The sequence below is a fragment of the Nocardioides sp. J54 genome (assembly GCF_000519005.1).
Lineage (GTDB): Bacteria > Actinomycetota > Actinomycetes > Propionibacteriales > Nocardioidaceae > Nocardioides.
Window position 1 is genome coordinate 108,320 of sequence record NZ_JAER01000010.1, and the last position, 15,356, is coordinate 123,675.

The 15,356-nt window shown below is 72.3% G+C and carries 15 protein-coding genes; 9 read left to right on the forward strand and 6 right to left on the reverse strand.

Annotation, left to right across the window (positions count from 1 at the left end; translation table 11 throughout):
* The first annotated feature begins 3 nt into the window (after positions 1–3).
* Complete coding sequence (locus tag NOCJ54_RS29855; RefSeq protein WP_051485662.1) at positions 4–1,272, forward strand: ABC transporter substrate-binding protein; 1,269 nt, start codon at positions 4–6, stop codon at positions 1,270–1,272.
* A 150-nt stretch (positions 1,273–1,422) separates the two neighbouring features.
* Here NOCJ54_RS29855 and NOCJ54_RS0109570 read toward each other — a convergent pair whose 3' ends face one another.
* The gene (locus tag NOCJ54_RS0109570) at positions 1,423–1,740 is read right to left on the reverse strand and encodes an antibiotic biosynthesis monooxygenase family protein (RefSeq protein ID WP_028655331.1); all 318 of its coding nucleotides are present in this window, start codon (positions 1,738–1,740) and stop codon (positions 1,423–1,425) included.
* 40 nt (positions 1,741–1,780) lie between these two features.
* Positions 1,781–2,215 (reverse strand): hypothetical protein, encoded by a 435-nt coding sequence (locus NOCJ54_RS0109575; protein ID WP_028655332.1) that lies wholly within the window; start codon positions 2,213–2,215, stop codon positions 1,781–1,783.
* 125 nt (positions 2,216–2,340) lie between these two features.
* Here NOCJ54_RS0109575 and NOCJ54_RS0109580 point away from each other — a divergent pair, with 125 nt between their 5' ends.
* The 3 genes from NOCJ54_RS0109580 (at position 2,341) to NOCJ54_RS0109590 (ending at position 5,155) form a co-directional block, all read left to right on the forward strand.
* On the forward strand, positions 2,341–3,246 hold the full coding sequence (locus NOCJ54_RS0109580; protein ID WP_028655333.1) for a phosphoribosylaminoimidazolesuccinocarboxamide synthase: 906 nt from the start codon (positions 2,341–2,343) through the stop codon (positions 3,244–3,246).
* Positions 3,247–3,347: 101 nt separating this feature from the next.
* On the forward strand, positions 3,348–4,904 hold the full coding sequence (locus tag NOCJ54_RS0109585) for a long-chain-fatty-acid--CoA ligase (RefSeq protein ID WP_028655334.1): 1,557 nt from the start codon (positions 3,348–3,350) through the stop codon (positions 4,902–4,904).
* Positions 4,904–5,155, forward strand: a complete 252-nt coding sequence (locus NOCJ54_RS0109590; protein ID WP_028655335.1) for a hypothetical protein — start codon at positions 4,904–4,906, stop codon at positions 5,153–5,155. Before NOCJ54_RS0109585 ends, NOCJ54_RS0109590 begins: the two co-directional genes overlap by 1 nt.
* A 381-nt stretch (positions 5,156–5,536) precedes the next feature.
* Here NOCJ54_RS0109590 and NOCJ54_RS0109595 read toward each other — a convergent pair whose 3' ends face one another.
* From NOCJ54_RS0109595 to NOCJ54_RS28160, 4 genes are read right to left on the reverse strand one after another with little or no spacing between them, the layout of a single operon-like run.
* Positions 5,537–6,187 carry a hypothetical protein gene (locus NOCJ54_RS0109595; protein WP_028655336.1) on the reverse strand — a complete coding sequence of 217 codons (651 nt, stop codon included), beginning with the start codon at positions 6,185–6,187 and terminating at the stop codon, positions 5,537–5,539.
* The gene (locus NOCJ54_RS24850; RefSeq protein ID WP_198020173.1) at positions 6,184–7,866 is read right to left on the reverse strand and encodes a copper resistance CopC/CopD family protein; all 1,683 of its coding nucleotides are present in this window, start codon (positions 7,864–7,866) and stop codon (positions 6,184–6,186) included. Before NOCJ54_RS24850 ends, NOCJ54_RS0109595 begins: the two co-directional genes overlap by 4 nt.
* Before the next feature lie 7 nt (positions 7,867–7,873).
* Positions 7,874–8,614, reverse strand: a complete 741-nt coding sequence (locus NOCJ54_RS0109605; RefSeq protein WP_036517413.1) for a YcnI family copper-binding membrane protein — start codon at positions 8,612–8,614, stop codon at positions 7,874–7,876.
* Between the two features lie 48 nt (positions 8,615–8,662).
* Positions 8,663–9,169 carry a hypothetical protein gene (locus tag NOCJ54_RS28160; protein ID WP_051485663.1) on the reverse strand — a complete coding sequence of 169 codons (507 nt, stop codon included), beginning with the start codon at positions 9,167–9,169 and terminating at the stop codon, positions 8,663–8,665.
* Positions 9,170–9,357: 188 nt separating this feature from the next.
* Here NOCJ54_RS28160 and NOCJ54_RS28165 point away from each other — a divergent pair, with 188 nt between their 5' ends.
* The 5 genes from NOCJ54_RS28165 to lepB all read left to right on the forward strand — a co-directional run bounded on the left by NOCJ54_RS28165 (position 9,358) and on the right by lepB (position 15,356).
* Positions 9,358–10,962: a hypothetical protein gene (locus NOCJ54_RS28165; protein ID WP_198020174.1), complete on the forward strand. Its 1,605-nt coding sequence runs from the start codon at positions 9,358–9,360 to the stop codon at positions 10,960–10,962.
* A gap of 136 nt (positions 10,963–11,098) precedes the next feature.
* On the forward strand, positions 11,099–11,857 hold the full coding sequence (locus tag NOCJ54_RS0109620) for a hypothetical protein (protein WP_028655339.1): 759 nt from the start codon (positions 11,099–11,101) through the stop codon (positions 11,855–11,857).
* Complete coding sequence (locus tag NOCJ54_RS0109625) at positions 11,857–13,920, forward strand: copper amine oxidase (RefSeq protein WP_084255017.1); 2,064 nt, start codon at positions 11,857–11,859, stop codon at positions 13,918–13,920. The genes NOCJ54_RS0109620 and NOCJ54_RS0109625 overlap by 1 nt, the downstream gene beginning before the upstream one ends.
* A 165-nt stretch (positions 13,921–14,085) precedes the next feature.
* The gene (locus NOCJ54_RS28170; protein ID WP_051485664.1) at positions 14,086–14,775 is read left to right on the forward strand and encodes a DUF305 domain-containing protein; all 690 of its coding nucleotides are present in this window, start codon (positions 14,086–14,088) and stop codon (positions 14,773–14,775) included.
* On the forward strand, positions 14,748–15,356 hold the full coding sequence (gene lepB / locus NOCJ54_RS24870; protein WP_198020175.1) for a signal peptidase I: 609 nt from the start codon (positions 14,748–14,750) through the stop codon (positions 15,354–15,356). Before NOCJ54_RS28170 ends, lepB begins: the two co-directional genes overlap by 28 nt.

Sequence of the window (15,356 nt, forward strand, 5' to 3'; positions counted from 1 at the left end):
AGTGTGGGGGTCCTCGCGACCGCCCTGACCGTGACCCTTGCCCTCGCGGGCTGCGGTCGTGACGACGACTCCGGCAGTGGGGGCGCCGGACCGGGCGTGACCGACGACCCGTGCCCCAACGCCGTCGACGACAGCAAGGGCTGCATCTACCTCGGGACCATCACCGACCTCACCGGTGTCTTCAAGGGCGTCGGGGAGCCGTTCACCGCCGGCCAGAAGGCCTTCTGGGACGAGATCAACAAGGCCGGCGGCGTCGGCGACTACGAGGTCGACGTGACCAGGCACGTCAAGGACAGCGGCTACGACCCCGAGAAGCACGCCGAGCTCTTCAACGAGATCAAGGACGACATCCTCGCGGTCAGCCAGTCGCTCGGCACGGCCCACACCAACGCGATCCTCGAGGACGCGACCAACGAGTCCATCCTCATCGGCCCGGCCTCCCTCGGCTCCAACTGGATCTTCGACGACATCTCGATCGAGGTCGGCTCCAGCTACTGCACCGAGGCGATGAACGCCGTCGACTACGCCGCTGACCAGGGCGCCAAGTCGATCGCCGTCGTGCACTTCCCGGGCGACTACGGCGACGACGCGATGGTCGGCGCCCGGATCGCCGCGGAGGAGCGGGGCCTGAAGTTCACCGACGTCCCGACCGGCACCGTGGACGGCGGCGACGACCAGTCGGCGGCCATCGGCGCGGTGCTGAAGGCCAAGCCGGACTACGTCATCATCGCCACCGGGCCGAAGGAGATGGCCTCGGTCGTCGGCGGCACCGCGGCGCAGAAGTTCACCGGCAAGTTCATCGGCTCGATCCCGAGCTGGAACGCCGCCGTCCTCGACTCGCCGGCCGGACCGGCGATCCAGGCGCTCTACATGCAGGCCAGCTCGTTCCCGACCTGGGAGGCGGACGTGCCCGGCATGGAGAAGATGCGTGCGGCCGCCGGTGACACCGCACCGAACGACTGGTTCTCGATCGGCTACAGCAGCGGCTACGTGATGAAGGCGATCCTCGAGAAGGCGCTCGAGGACGACAAGCTCGACCGCGAGGGCCTCGTCGACGTCGCCAACAGCCTGACCGGCATCGACAGCGAGGGCACCCTCCCGGAGGGCACCGCGAACTGGGCCGGCGACCCGAACGACGACGCCGTCCGGGTCACCCAGCTCAACAAGGTCGACCCGAAGGCCTCCTCGAAGATCTCGCTCGCCGTCGACCCGTTCACCGGGCCGACCGCCGAGAACTACGAGTTCACCGAGCCCTGCTACCTGATGAAGTGACGATGATGAAGTGACGATGGCGTGACCCGACCGGGCCGGCAGCGCCCGGGAGGAGCAGAGCGGCCCGTCGATCCGTGAGGATGGGCGGGCCGCTCTCGTGCTCCGTGCCTGGTGGCCGGCAGCTGGTGGCCGGTCGGCTGGTGGCCGTGCTCAGGAGCCGGCGACGTCCAGGACGACCTCGAACTCCAGCAGGTCCGCACCGGTGGCGACCGGCTTGCGCGGGGCCTCGCCCGGCTGCTCGGCGTGCGCCGCCCGGCCCTGGCCGTCGCGCCACGCGGCGAACGACTCCTCGTCGGCCCAGTGCGTCACCACGAAGTAGCGGTCCTCCCCGGCGGTGGGGCGCAGCAGCTGGAACCCGAGGAACCCGGGGGAGCCCTGGACCGAGTCGGCCCGGGCGGCGAACCTCTTCTCGAGCTCGGGGCCGGCGCCCTCGGGGACCTTGATGGCGTTGATCTTCACGACGGACATGCGGCGAGCCTAGTGGCGCCGCGGGCACCCGACCGCGGGATCAGGCCTTGGCCACACCGCCCCAGTTCGCCAGCTTGGTCGCGATCGCGTGCAGGTCCGCCGGCTCGCGGGTGCCGGGCGCGAACGGCGCGAAGAACCACACGTGGAAGTGGCCGCGGTGCGCGCCGTACCGACTCACGTCGACGTACGACGTCTCCGGCAGGTTCTCGATGATGCGGGTCAGCCGGTTCGAGATCCGGCCGAACTGGGAGGCGAGCTCGTCGTCGAGCTGGCCGACCCGGGTGTGCTCGCGGGTCTGCAGCAGCAGCGACGCCGCCATCTCGGCCGGCCCGTCGGTGTAGGAGAGGATCCAGCTCTCGTCCTCCCAGACGATGCGCTCCGGGGCGACCCCGGCGCACTCGGGGCACTCGGCCCCGATCTCCGCGCGCTTGGCGCCGACGATCCTCGCCCAGACTTCCTCAGCGGTCTCCGTCATGGCGACACTGTGCCACCCGCCCCCGGTCCGCCGGGCAGCGACCCCCGGAAGTCGGGCCTGCCGCTCCGCCCGCCGGATCCCCCGGGGCGACACCCCCGGTGCGGGAGGTCAATAGGCTGTCGTCCGTGACGCTCGCGAACATCCCGCCCGCCCCGGAGCTCCCCGGCGCCCGCCACCTGCACTCCGGCAAGGTCCGCGACCTCTACGAGGTCACCGAGGGCGAGCACGCCGGCAAGCTGCTGATGGTCGCCAGCGACCGGCTCTCCATCTTCGACTTCGTGCTCGAGACGACGATCCCGGACAAGGGCGAGATCCTCACCCGGATGTCGCTGTGGTGGTTCCAGCAGCTCGCGGACCTGGTGCCGAACCACGTCGTGTCGACCGACGTCCCCGAGGCGGTGCGTGGTCGTGCGGTGGTCTGCGAGCGGCTCGAGATGTTCCCCGTCGAGTGCGTCGCGCGCGGCTACCTGACCGGCTCCGGCCTGCTCGACTACCGGGCCACCGGCGAGGTCTGCGGGATCGCGCTGCCCGCGGGGCTGGAGGACGGGAGCCGGCTGCCCGAGCCGATCTTCACCCCGGCGACCAAGGCCGAGCTCGGCGACCACGACGAGAACGTGTCGTACGACGCCGTGGTCGGCACCGTCGGCGCGGAGACCGCCGCGGCGCTGCGCGACCTGACGCTGCGGGTCTACGGCCGCGCCGAGGAGCTCGCCCGCGAGCAGGGAATCATCCTGGCCGACACCAAGCTCGAGTTCGGGGTCGGTGCCGGTGTCGCCGACGGGGCGATCGTGCTCGCCGACGAGGTGCTCACCCCCGACTCCTCGCGCTACTGGCCGGCCGACGACTGGGTGCCCGGCCGCGCGCAGCCGTCGTACGACAAGCAGATCGTGCGCAACTGGGCGCTCTCCGCCGACAGTGGCTGGGACAAGGCCTCCGGTGAGGCCCCGCCGCCGCTGCCCCCCGAGGTCGTCGAGCGGACCCGCTCGCGCTACATCGAGGCCTACGAGCGGCTCACGGGCGAGACGTTCTGACGGTCCGGTCGGTCCGGTTGGGCCGGTGCACACCCGCGCGGGCGAGGTGATGTTCGCGCGCACAGTGACCGCAGTCACGGACCGCCAGTAGGTTGGCCCCCATGACGAACCTCGCCGGTTTCCTCGAGAACAGCGCCCAGGCCTACCCCGACCGCACCGCCATCGTCCTCGGCGACACCCGGCTGAGCTACCCGCAGCTCGACGGCGCCGCCAACCAGGTGGCGAACCTGCTGGTGTCGCGGGGCATCCAGCCCGGTGACAAGGTGGCCATCAGCTGCCCCAACCTGCCGTACTTCACGATCGTCTACTACGGCATCCTCAAGGCCGGCGCGACCGTCGTGCCGCTCAACGTGCTGCTGAAGGGCCGCGAGGTCGCCTACCACCTCGGCGACTCCGACGCGAAGGCCTACTTCGCCTTCCAGGGCACGCCGGAGCTGGCGATCGGCGCCGAGGCCCACGCCGGCTTCCAGGAGGCCGCCGGCTGCGAGCACTTCTTCGTCATCACCGCCGACCCCGCTGCGGCCTCGCCGATCGAGGGCACCGAGACCCTCGGCCAGGCGCTCGCCGGGCAGGCGCCCACGTTCGACACCGTCGAGGTCGACGACGACGACACCGCCGTCATCCTCTACACCTCCGGCACCACCGGCCAGCCCAAGGGCGCCGAGCTGCGGCACCGCAACATGCGGGACAACGCGCTCGCCAGCGAGGCCCTGTTCGGTGCGAACGCGGACGACCCGGACACCTACCTGTGCGTGCTGCCTCTCTTCCACTCCTTCGGCCAGACCGTCATCCAGAACGGCGCCCTCGCCTACGGCGGCACGATCGTGATGCTGCCCCGCTTCGAGGCCGCCCCTGCGATCGGCCTGATGCTCAAGGAGTCGGTCAGCTTCTTCGCCGGCGTCCCGACGATGTACTGGGGCCTGCTCAACGCCCTCGACGACTCGGTCGACGTCAAGACCCTCGCCGCCAACCTCCGCGTCGCGGTGGCCGGCGGCGCCGCGCTCCCGGTCGAGGTGCACCACCAGTTCGAGGAGCGCTTCGGCGTCACCATCCTCGAGGGCTACGGCCTCTCGGAGACCTCCCCGGTCGCGAGCTTCTCCCGCCTCGGCGCGGAGGTCCGGGTCGGCTCCATCGGCACCCCGATCCCCGGCGTCGAGATGAAGCTGATCGACCCCGACGGCTGGGACGAGGTCACCGACCCCGACGGCATCGGCGAGATCGCCATCAAGGGCCACAACGTGATGAAGGGCTACTACAAGCGCCCCGACGCCACGGCCGAGGCGATCAACGACGAGGGCTGGTTCCGCTCCGGTGACCTCGCCCGCAAGGACGCCGACGGCTGGTACTACATCGTCGACCGGTCCAAGGACATGATCATCCGCGGCGGCTACAACGTGTACCCCCGCGAGATCGAGGAAGTGCTGCTCACCCACCCGGCGATCTCGCTGGCCGCGGTCATCGGCGTCCCGCACGAGAGCCACGGCGAGGAGATCAAGGCGTTCGTGATCCTCAAGCCCGGCGCGTCCGCGACCCCCGACGAGATCGTGGCCTGGGGCAAGGAGCAGATGGCGGCGTACAAGTACCCGCGCATCGTCGAGGTGGTCGAGGCCCTGCCGATGACCGCCACCGGCAAGATCCTCAAGCGCGAGCTCGGCTGATGGGCCGCGGGGACGCCCGCCCGCCGCTCGAGCGTGCGCTCGAGGCAGCCGGCGGGCTGAAGGCCGGGTCGTGGGAGAGCGTCGCGACCCTGGCCCTCCTGGCGCTCGAGCTCCACGCCGCCGGCCGGCACGACGACGCGCAGCGCCTGCGCCGCCAGGCGTCCGACGCCGCCGACTCCCTGAAGCCCGGCTCCTGGGAGTCGGCGCGCGCCCTCACCTGGCTGGCCCGCGCCGAGCGCGAGCTCGGCTGAGGCGGAGCGGCTCCGCGCCCGAAGCCGCATGTAACACGTGGTTCGCGGCTCTGGGGTGCGCGCGCCGCATGTAACACGTCGTTCGCGGCTCTTGTCGGCGCACGCCGCATGCAACACGTCGTCCGCGGCTGTGGCAGCCCGCTGGCGTATGTTCACGCCCCTCCCAGCGGCCTCTTCCCGCGGTCTCGGGGCTGCCAGGTCGGCGATCAGCGTGTGACACCGGCGGTCGGGCTGCCAGGTCGGCGACCAGCGTGTTACAGGGTCGGCCGGGCTGCCAGGCCCGCGATCAACGTGTTACACCGGCGGTCGGGCGGCCAGGCCAGCGATCACCGTGTGACAACGGGGAGCCACCGGCCGGCCCGGCCGTCGCCCATGCGGCACCTACCCTGCGGGCCCGCGCCGGGCACGAGCCCGGCTGACGGCGGCCGCGGCGCAGGTCGGCGCCAGCAGCAGGCTGGCGACCAGCCAGCCCCTGCCGGTCTGCCGGCCCGCCTCCTCGACGGTCGGCGCGAGTGCCGACGGGTCGACGGTGTCGGCCCCGGCGAGGAAGCGCGGCGCCGCCAGCGGACCGGCCGCCGCGGGCTCGCTCCAAGCGACCGCCCGGCCGTCCGCGCACCGCTGGGTCGTGGGCAGCAGCACCTGCTCGCCGGCCGCGGCGGCCAGCCGGGCGGTGAGCAGCGCCGGCTCGTCGGTCGGTACGGCGGCGGGCCCGGTCACCGGTCGCCACGTCACCTCGCCGCCGGCGACCTCGTGCGTCCAGCCGTCGGGGTCGCCGACCGCCACCACGGCGGCACCCGCAGGCAGGGAGACCCTCACCGCGTCGGTCGGTCCCGCGCACGCGTCGACCAGCTGCAGGGACACGTCGGCGGTGCCGTCCCCGCGGCCGACGGCCTGGGTGACGCTCGGCCGCCCGGGCCCGGGATCGTCGACCGCAGCGGCCCCAGCGGGACCGGACGACAGCAGCACGACCGCGGCGGCGATCGTCCCGGCGACCGGGACGACCCGTGCCCGGTGGGTGGCTCGGCGGCTCACTGGACCTCGATCCTTCCGATGACGACGGGCTCCTCGAAGCGGCTCAGCGGGACGGCCAGGGTGACCTCCCAGGTCCCGGTCACCGGCAGGTCGGCGGTCGCCTCCCACGTGCCGGACGCCGACGGCGTGACCGGTCGGCGCAGCGGCCCGACCTCGCGCTCGGGCTGGAGCAGCGTGAGCGTGGGTGGACCGGCGAGCTCGACCGGCCGGCCGTCGGCGTCGGTGACGCGGAGCCGGACGCCGTTGACGCCCGGGCGCCCGGGCGCGAGCGTCATGTCCGCGCTCAGCCCGCCGCCCACGTCCACCGTGACCGCGCGCTCGGCCGCGAGCGGCGGCGGTTCGGTCGCCGACCGGGCGGGCGGCGTGAGGTTGACCAGCACCCCGGTGGCCGCGACGACGGCGACCAGCACCCCGGCCTCGCAACGGACGACGGTCCGCAACCGCCCCTCGGCGCCGGCCGGGTCCTCGCGCGGTCCGGTGCCCAGGCGGGGGAGCAGCCGGTAGCGGTTCCAGCCCGCGAGCGCGACGACCGGCAGCACCAGGGCCACCTTCAGCAGCACGGTGCGGCCGTAGCCCGTCTCCCAGAGCCCGCCCACGGAGTGCGCGACCTGCCAGTAGAGCACCAGCCCGGCCGCGACCAGGCCCAGCACGCTGACCGCGGCCGCCCCGGAGAACCGGGCGACCAGCACGGCTCGGGCCGCGGGCCGCAGCCCGGTGCCGGGGGCGAGCGCGAGGCCGAGGGCGACCAGGCCGCCCCACCACAGCGCCGCCGCGCCGAGGTGGACGAGGTCGGCACCGAGCACCACCGCAGCAGGGCCAGAGCTGCGGGTGTGCCCGACCAGCACCATCGCGGCCAGTGCGGTCGCCGCGGCCGCAGCCGCCAGCACGTCGAGGCCGCGCCGCAGCGCTGCCACGGTGGCGAGCACGCCGACCACCACGACCGCCGCGGTCGTCGCCGACGCACCGCGGACCGCCTCCGACCAGGTGTCGGCCGACCACCACGCGCCGAGCGGCTCGCCCAGCGCGCGCAGCGCGGACAGCGGCGCCAGCAGGGTGCTGCCGAGGGCGGCCAGCGCCGCGAACCCTCCAGCGGCGCGGTGCCACCGACGCGCGAGCACGGCGTCGCGTCGGACCGCAACCGGGGCGAGCAGCGTGGCCACGCCAACGACCCCGGCGAGGCCGAGCAGGCCGGCGTACTGCACCCCCGTCGCGATCGCCTGGGCGAGCCGCACGTCGCGCTGCTCGGTGACCACGGGGACCGCGGGGGCGTGCGCGGACGGGGCGCCGACCGCGAAGGTCCACGCACCGGCGACGGGGTGGGAGTCGCTGGAGGTGACCCGCCAGGTGACGACGTGGGTGCCGTCCGGCAGCGCCTCCTCGAGGCTGATCGTCAGCACCCGGTCACGGACCGAGAAGCTGCTGGCGACCTCCGCGCCGTCGGGGCCGAGGACCTGGTTGCCCGCGGCCGCGAGGGTGACGGGCTCGTTGAAGGTGACGCTCAGCTCGGTCGGTGCCTCCGGCACCACCTCGTTGTCCGCGGGATAGGTCCCGACCGGGCGGGCGTGGGCCTGGGCAGGGGAGGGCGAGCCGACCACCAGCAACGCCGCGACGGCGAGCAGCACCAGGGCTGCCCACCGTCGGGGCGTGCGGGGTGCGGCTGCCCGTACGGGCGTCCGCACGGCCGGCTCAGCGGCGGGAGCGGACGAGGGCGGCACCGCCGGCGAGCAGGCCTGCGGCGCCGAGGCCGAGACCCGTCCACGCCAGGCCGTCGCCCGAGGCCGACGCCTCGGCCGTCGCGGCGTCGGCCTGCTCCCCGGCCTCGCCGTGCGCGTCGTCGGCCTCCGCGCCGCCGTGGTGGCCGTCGCTGGTCGCCTCGGTCAGGGTGAACGCAGGCGCGGGGTACTCCGGCTCGTCGGCGCCCTCGGCGGCGACCTGGACCCACGCGTTCTCGCCCCTGGTGCACTCCTGGACCACCGGGAGCACGAGCTGCTCGCCCGCCGCCTCGGGGAGGGCGAGCTGAAGCTCGAAGGTCTCGCGGTACCCGTCGGCGAGCGGCTCCTCGGCGGCGTAGACGACGGCGGCGACGCGCTCGGTGTACTGGCCGCCGTGGCCGTCGTCGACCGGCTCGTCCAGCTCCTCCATCACCTTCTCCACGCTCCAGCCGGCCTTGGCCGTCGGGGTCACGGAGATGACGCCGTCGGGCACCTGGAAGGTCATCGAGGTGGTCGGGGCCTCGCCGCACCCGTGGCCGACCGAGAACGTGAGCACCGAGTAGGCGCCAGCGCTGGTGGTGGACGGGGTCACGGTCACGTGGGCCCCGGCAGACGGGGCGCAGAGCAGCACGGCGGCGGCCGCGGCGGGGACGACGGCGGCGCGGGCCAGACGCGAACGGACGGACAGGGCAGGGGAGGTCGAGACGTCGGACATGGGGGACTCCTGAGGAAGGAAGGGCGGGTACGGCGGTGCAGCGGGGCCTCAGGGAGCCGGGGGACCGCGCCGTACGACGACGTGGTCGAGCAGCGGGGCTGCGGTGCTCCGCGCCGGGGCGGCGACGGGCAGGGGAGCGGTAGCGGGCAGGGCAGCGGATCGGAGCACGCGGACGGCGAGGCTGACGACCGCCCACCACTCCCACCACAACCGCTCGCCGTGCGCGAGGCCGGCGGCGACCAGCGCCAGGCCGGCGAGGTGCGCGGCGAGCATCGGCGCAGGCGGCAGGTGCGCGTCGTGGCCGTGGAGGTAGCCGGCGAGCAGGTGGACGGCGAGCTGCGGAGCAGCGAGCAGCAGCACGACGACCGTCCCGCTGAGCCGACGACCGGCGAGGACCCCGGTGACCAGGACGGTCGCCACGCCGACGGGCAGCACGGCGAGGAGGGGTGCTTGCCCCCCGGCCGTACCGTGCGCAGCGACCGCGCCGAGGGTCGCCCAGCAGCCCACGGCAAGGGCGCGGCCCCAGCGGGCGAGGGGCGAGGTCGGTGCGATCACGGCGCCGATGCTCGCACCGAAAAGCCCCGTCCCCCGGGCCGCTTACAGGATGTTTACACGCTGTTGCGCGACCGTCGCAGTTCCTGCGTGGAGTCCCAGTCGGTGTCTCAATCAAGGTCGTCGGACCTTTACTGACGAGGCGTCACCAGAAACACGCACGTCCCGGAACGACGGCACCGGCGAAACGCGTGACCGAGAAGTTGATGGCCCTGGCAACACGAGAGGTCATCCGCATGTCGCACAACTCCGCCGTCCGTCCGTCCGCCTCCGCCGCGTCCCGTCGGCGCCGCGCCGCTGTCCGCATCGGGATGTCGTCGCTCGCCGCCGCCACGATCGTCGGTACCGCCTTCACCTGCCTCCCGGCAGCACAGGCGGACCACGACGGCCACGGCACCGGCCGCATCCACGGGATCGTGCTGGAGACGGGCCGGATCATCGCGCCCGGTATCGACGTCTCGCTCTACAAGGCCGACGGCGAGTTCGTCCACGCCACCGTCACCGACAGCTCCGAGGGCGCCTTCGCCTTCGAGGGGCTCGAGCCCGGCGCCTACGTGCTCTGGTACGAGAACCAGAACCAGGCCGTCACCGAGTGGTGGCAGAACCAGCCCGACCAGGCGTCCGCCACCCCCATCCAGCTCAGCGAGGGCCAGTCCTTCCAGGCCGACGCCTACCTGACCGACGTCAGCGAGAACCTGGTCAAGCCGACGATCACCGGTACGGCGACCGTGGGCTCGACCCTCACCGCCAGCCGCGGGCAGTGGTTCCCGACGGTCAACGTCAACTTCTCCTACCAGTGGCTCCGCGGCAACCAGCCGATCGCCGGCGCCACGGCCGAGACCTACAAGGTCACCGCCGCCGACGCCGGCCAGACCATCTCGGTGCGGGTCATCGCCGAGGTGCAGGGCGGCACGGAGTCGGCGACGAGCCTGCCGACCGCCACCGTCCCCGGCGGCCAGCCGCCCGTCACCGCCGTCGTCGGGACGGCCGCCCCCACGATCAGCGGTCCGAAGGTCGAGGGCTCGGTGCTCACCGCGACCACCGGCGCCTGGACCCCGAGCGACGTCACCGTCAGCTACCAGTGGCTGCGCGGCGGGCAGCCGATCACCGGCGCGACCGGCTCGACGTACACCACGACGTCCGCCGACGTGGGCCAGTCGCTGACCGTCAGGACGACGGCCTCGAAGGCCGGCCTCGCGGCGGCCACCCAGGCCTCGGCGGCGCACGGGCCGATCACCGCGGCCCCCGTCGTCGTGACCCCGCCGACCAGCGTGACCGCACCGAAGGTGTCGGGCACCGCCCGCGTCGGCGGCACGCTCTCCGCCTCGACCGGCGCCTGGGGTGGCAGCCAGGGCACCTACGGCTACCAGTGGACGAAGGGCGGCAAGCCGATCGCCGGCGCGACCGGCCCGAAGCTGAAGCTCGCCCCCGCGCACGCCGGTGCGTCGATCGCGGTCGTCGTCACGGCCACCAACGCGGCTGGCGCCACGAGCAAGGCCTCGTCGGCGGTGAAGGTCGCCAAGGCGCCCACCACCCTCACGGTGAAGGCCACCGGCGGCGCGAAGCAGGTCAAGGTTGCGGTCAAGACCGCCGGTGCCGGCAAGCGCAGCGGCAAGGTCAAGGTCACCGTCAAGGTCGGCAAGAAGACGGTCGTGAAGAACACGACCCTGGTGGCGGGGGCCCGCACGGTCACGGTCAAGGGCCTGCCCAGGGGCACGGCCAAGGTGACCGTCGCCTACCTCGGCGACAGCTCGAGCGCCGCCGCCACCAAGAAGGTCACCACCAAGGTGCGCTGACCGCCGGCGACCCGATCGCCGCCCACGATCCGCGACGACCGACCCCCTACGGCCGTCGCGCCCCGGCTCGGGCCGGGAGGGCGGTGGCGTCGTCCCGCCACCGCCCACCCACCTCACGGCAGAACAAGGAGATCATGTGAACGCGACACTGAGCGTGCCCTGGAGGTCACGCAAGCTCGCCGCCGTTGCCGCGGTCGCTCTCGGCCTGTCCTGTGCCACGACGGCGTACGTCGTCAGCCAGGACGACGTCGCCGGCACCGAGCCCGGCATGAGCAGCGACTTCGAGGTCGTCGGCAACGGCGACCTGCCCACCAAGAAGCCCGCGCTCGGCGCCGACCGGGCCCCGCTGTCGGCCGAGGAGACCGGCTACGCCATCTCGATCGCGTCGAAGGACGCCAGCATCCCCGCCGGCGCCACCGACGTCCGCGGCGAGTCCGGCCCCGAGTTCCTCTACGCCGACCTCCCCGAGGTGGGTGCCGAGACCTCCGGTCGCAAGGTGGTCGTCGCGCTGTACGACTACACGACCGACACGTCGTTCGACATGCTCGTCGACCTCGAGGCCGGCAAGGTCGTGAAGTCGACCAAGTCGGTCAAGGCGCAGCCGCCCACGTCGGCCGACGAGGCGGACGTCGCGATGCAGATCGCGATCGACTCCACCAAGGACCTCCTGTTCAAGTCCGAGTTCGAGGACAACATGGGCGTCCCGCTCATCGCCCCTGACCAGGTCGAGTACGTCGCCGGGTCGTGGGTGTTCAACAAGACCACCTCGAAGGGTCAGGAGTGCGGCGAGGACCGCTGCGCCCAGCTGATGGTGTCCACGGCCGCCGGGACCTACCTGAACACGTGGGACTTCGTCGTGAACCTGTCCACCAAGTCGATCGTGAAGACCCAGTGATGAAGAAGGGAGTCGGGATGCGCAAGAAGTCCCTGGCGCGGCTCACCGCCGCCCTCGCCGCCCCCGCGCTGCTGACCGGTGGTGTGGTCGCCCAGGTCGCCACCGCCAGCCCCGCGCAGGCGGCTGACAGCCCGCTCGCGTGTGACGCAAGCCTGATCGAGAAGAAGCTGGAGAACGGCGCCGAGTGGCGCATGTGCGCCCGCATCCACCCGGTCAAGGGCCTCATCCTCGAGCAGATCGAGTTCAAGCCCGCCACCGGCGACTACGAGTACTCCGGCTTCAAGCGGATCATCGACCAGCTGAACATCGCGCAGCTGAACGTGCCGTACGACACCGGCCACGTGCAGTACGACGACATCACGTCGTACGGCTTCGGCAAGCAGTACCTGCAGGAGCAGGGCCCGGAGGTCTGCAAGGGCGAGGCGCTGCCCGTCGAGCAGTCCTTCACCTACAGCGGTCGCCTCGTCGAGCGCACCATCCCGGGCATCTGCGTCCAGGAGGACCCGACGGGCATCATGACCCACGCTCAGGAGACCCAGATCGGCGGCGGCACGCTGTACGTCGACCACGGCACGGGCCTCGCGGTCTCCTCGATCTCGAAGATCTCCTGGTACGAGTACCAGCAGCGCGTGGTCTTCGACGACCACGGCCAGATCGAGGTCGGCCTCGGCGCCACCGGTGACATCGCGCCGGCGTGGGCCTCCACCAACCCGAACTCGTTCTTCCACAACAACGAGAAGACCGGCTGGCCGCTGTCCGGCCCCTCGCAGGTCACGTCCGGCGGCAGCACCCAGACGATCCAGTCCTACGCCGCCTCGCACTGGCACAACGCGATCTTCAAGGTCGACTTCGGCATCGACAAGGCCGAGCGCCAGGTCGTCGAGCAGTACGACTTCTCCAGCCCCGGCGCTGGTACCCGTGCCCCGATCATCGAGCGCCAGAAGACCGTGATGGACGCGGCCTTCAGCTCGGTGGCCGGTGTCGACCACGACGAGCTGTCGTGGTGGCGGGTCATGAACCCGGCCAGCAAGAACTTCGACGGCCACGCCCGGTCGTACGAGATCGTCAACCAGAACTACGCGAACAAGACGATCCCGTACACCACCCCGCTGGTGTCCTTCACCAACTACCGGGCGTGTGAGGAGTACGCGTCGAACAACCTCAACGCCGGCTGCCCGGGCCAGAACGTCCTCGACTACGTGGCGAACGACAACCACCAGCTGACCGACCCGGTCGCCTGGATCAACGTCGGCTTCCACCACACCGACAAGGACGAGGACCAGTCGCCGATGCCGATCCACTGGCAGAAGTTCCAGCTGGTCCCCCGCGACTTCTTCGCCCAGAAGCCGACCATCAAGGATGCCCGCAAGTGCATCAACGGCCCGTTCTCGTCGGTCAACGCGGTGACCAAGCCGTGCACCCCGGAGAACACCGCGGCGCCGAAGATCACGGACAAGAACGACCCGACCGCTGCGGTCGTCCCGGCCGTCGGCAAGACCCTGACCGTCTCGAACGGCACCTGGCGCAGCGCCGCCCAGTCGCTGACCTACGCCTACACCTGGTTCCGCAACGGTGAGGCCGTGGCGACCGGTCAGGACTACACGCTGACCGAGGCCGACAACAACTCGGTCATCACCGCCAAGGTCACCGCGTCCGCGACGGGCTTCCCGTCCGGCACCGTCGAGACCGCCGCCGTCACCTTCGGCACCCCGCCGGCGACGGAGGACCCGACCGACGAGCCCACCGACGAGCCCACCGACGAGCCGACCGACGAGCCCGTCGTCGCGGTCTCCTCGACCACGGCCGTCAAGGTCGCCGCGAAGGTGAAGACGGGCAAGGCCTTCCCGGTCACCGTCACCGTCAAGTCGGCCAAGCCGGTCACCGGCAAGGTCACCGTGAAGTTCAACGGCAAGTCCAAGTCGGTCACCCTGGTGAGCGGCAAGGGCACGGTGAAGTTCACCGCCCCGAAGAAGCTCGCGACCTACAACGTGGTCGCCAGCTACGCCGGCACCGACACCGTCAAGAAGTCCTCGAAGACGGTGAAGGTCAAGGTGGTCCGCTGACCTGAACGATCACGGGAGGGGGCGTCGCGGAGCGGCGCCCCCTCCTGGCACCGCGGCCGGCAGCAGCCGGCCGCCGAGGACCTGCCTCGACCCACCAGCCTGATCCACCAGCCTGATCCACCAGCCTGATCCACCGGCACGTCCCCGTACGGAAGGGAGAGCCTCATGGCTCGTCCGCGCACCTCGTCTTTCCTCCCCGCCCTGCTCCTCTCCGCGCTGGCCCTCGCCGCGTGCGGTGAGTCCGAGCCCGACAAGGTGGAGATCGGGGGCATGCAGGTGACGGCCGTCGACACGGTGGAGCGCCCCTGGGGGACGGTGAAGGTGTTCCCGAAGATGGAGAAGGCCGAGGAACCCTCGGTCGAGGACATCACCTTCGCCGCCGACATGATCAGCCACCACGAGCAGGCCATCCGGCTCGGCAGGAACCTGCTCTCCCACGAGGGCCTCGACGACCGCCTCACCGCGACCGCCCGCTTCATCGTCGCCGACCAGGGCAACGAGATCGGTGAGATGTCGGCGTGGCTGACGGCGTGGGAGGCGGACCCGGCCGAGCACGCCGGCGACCACCACTCGATGCCCGGCATGCTCCCCGCGCAGCGGGTGAAGCAGGTCCGGACCCTCCCGCTCGCGGAGAGCCAGGTCGCCTTCCTCGTCGCGATGATCGAGCACCACGAGGGCGCGGTGTCCATGTCCCGCGACTACCTCGCCGTGCAGTCCAACGACTACACCCGCAAGACGGCCCAGCACATCATCGGCGAGCAGGTCACCGAGATCCAGTACATGGAGAACCTGGTGACCGAGCTCTGCGCCGGCGGGAAGGTCGCGGCGTGCCCCGCGGACGCCACCGCGCGCTGAGCCCCGCCGGTCGCGACCGCTGGGCCCGCCGCTCCCGCCCCTCCCGGCGGGTGCTGGTGGGAGCCACCGCCGGCGTGACCGCACTCCTCGTCGCAGGGGTGTTCCTGACCGGGGTGCTGGGGACCGCGTCCGTGGTGTCGGCATCCATGGCGCCGTCGTACGACGTCGGGAGCACGTTGCTGACGACCAGCGTCCGCGCTGGCGAGGTCGAGCGGGGTGACGTCGTCGTCTTCGAGGTGCCCCGTTCCTGGCGCGACGGCGCCGCGGCCTCCGACTTCGACCTCGCCGCCGGCCTCATGGTCAAGCGGGTCGTCGGCACCGGCGGCGACCGCGTCGTGTGCTGCGCGCCGGGCGGCCTGCTCGTCGTCAACGGCGAGGTGCTCGACGAGGGCTACCTCGCCGCACCGCCGGACAGCTTCACCAACCCCACCTACGAGGTCGTCGTGCCGCCGGGCCACCTCTGGCTCCTCGGCGACAACCGGCGCCGCTCCTTCGACTCCCGCGCGATGCAGGTCCGCTCGCCGGGCGCCGGCTTCGTCCCGGTGGACGCCGTCCGGGCGCGGGTGATCGGCGCCTGGTGA

Coding starts and splice junctions, on each gene's coding strand:
- NOCJ54_RS0109625 (WP_084255017.1), top strand. CDS start 11,857: ATGAAGAAGGGAGTCGGGATGCGCAAGAAGTCCCTGGCGCGGCTCACC.
- NOCJ54_RS0109570 (WP_028655331.1), bottom strand. CDS start 1,740: ATGTCCGTCGTGAAGATCAACGCCATCAAGGTCCCCGAGGGCGCCGGC.
- NOCJ54_RS0109590 (WP_028655335.1), top strand. CDS start 4,904: ATGGGCCGCGGGGACGCCCGCCCGCCGCTCGAGCGTGCGCTCGAGGCA.
- NOCJ54_RS0109585 (WP_028655334.1), top strand. CDS start 3,348: ATGACGAACCTCGCCGGTTTCCTCGAGAACAGCGCCCAGGCCTACCCC.
- NOCJ54_RS28170 (WP_051485664.1), top strand. CDS start 14,086: ATGGCTCGTCCGCGCACCTCGTCTTTCCTCCCCGCCCTGCTCCTCTCC.
- NOCJ54_RS0109605 (WP_036517413.1), bottom strand. CDS start 8,614: ATGTCCGACGTCTCGACCTCCCCTGCCCTGTCCGTCCGTTCGCGTCTG.
- NOCJ54_RS0109575 (WP_028655332.1), bottom strand. CDS start 2,215: ATGACGGAGACCGCTGAGGAAGTCTGGGCGAGGATCGTCGGCGCCAAG.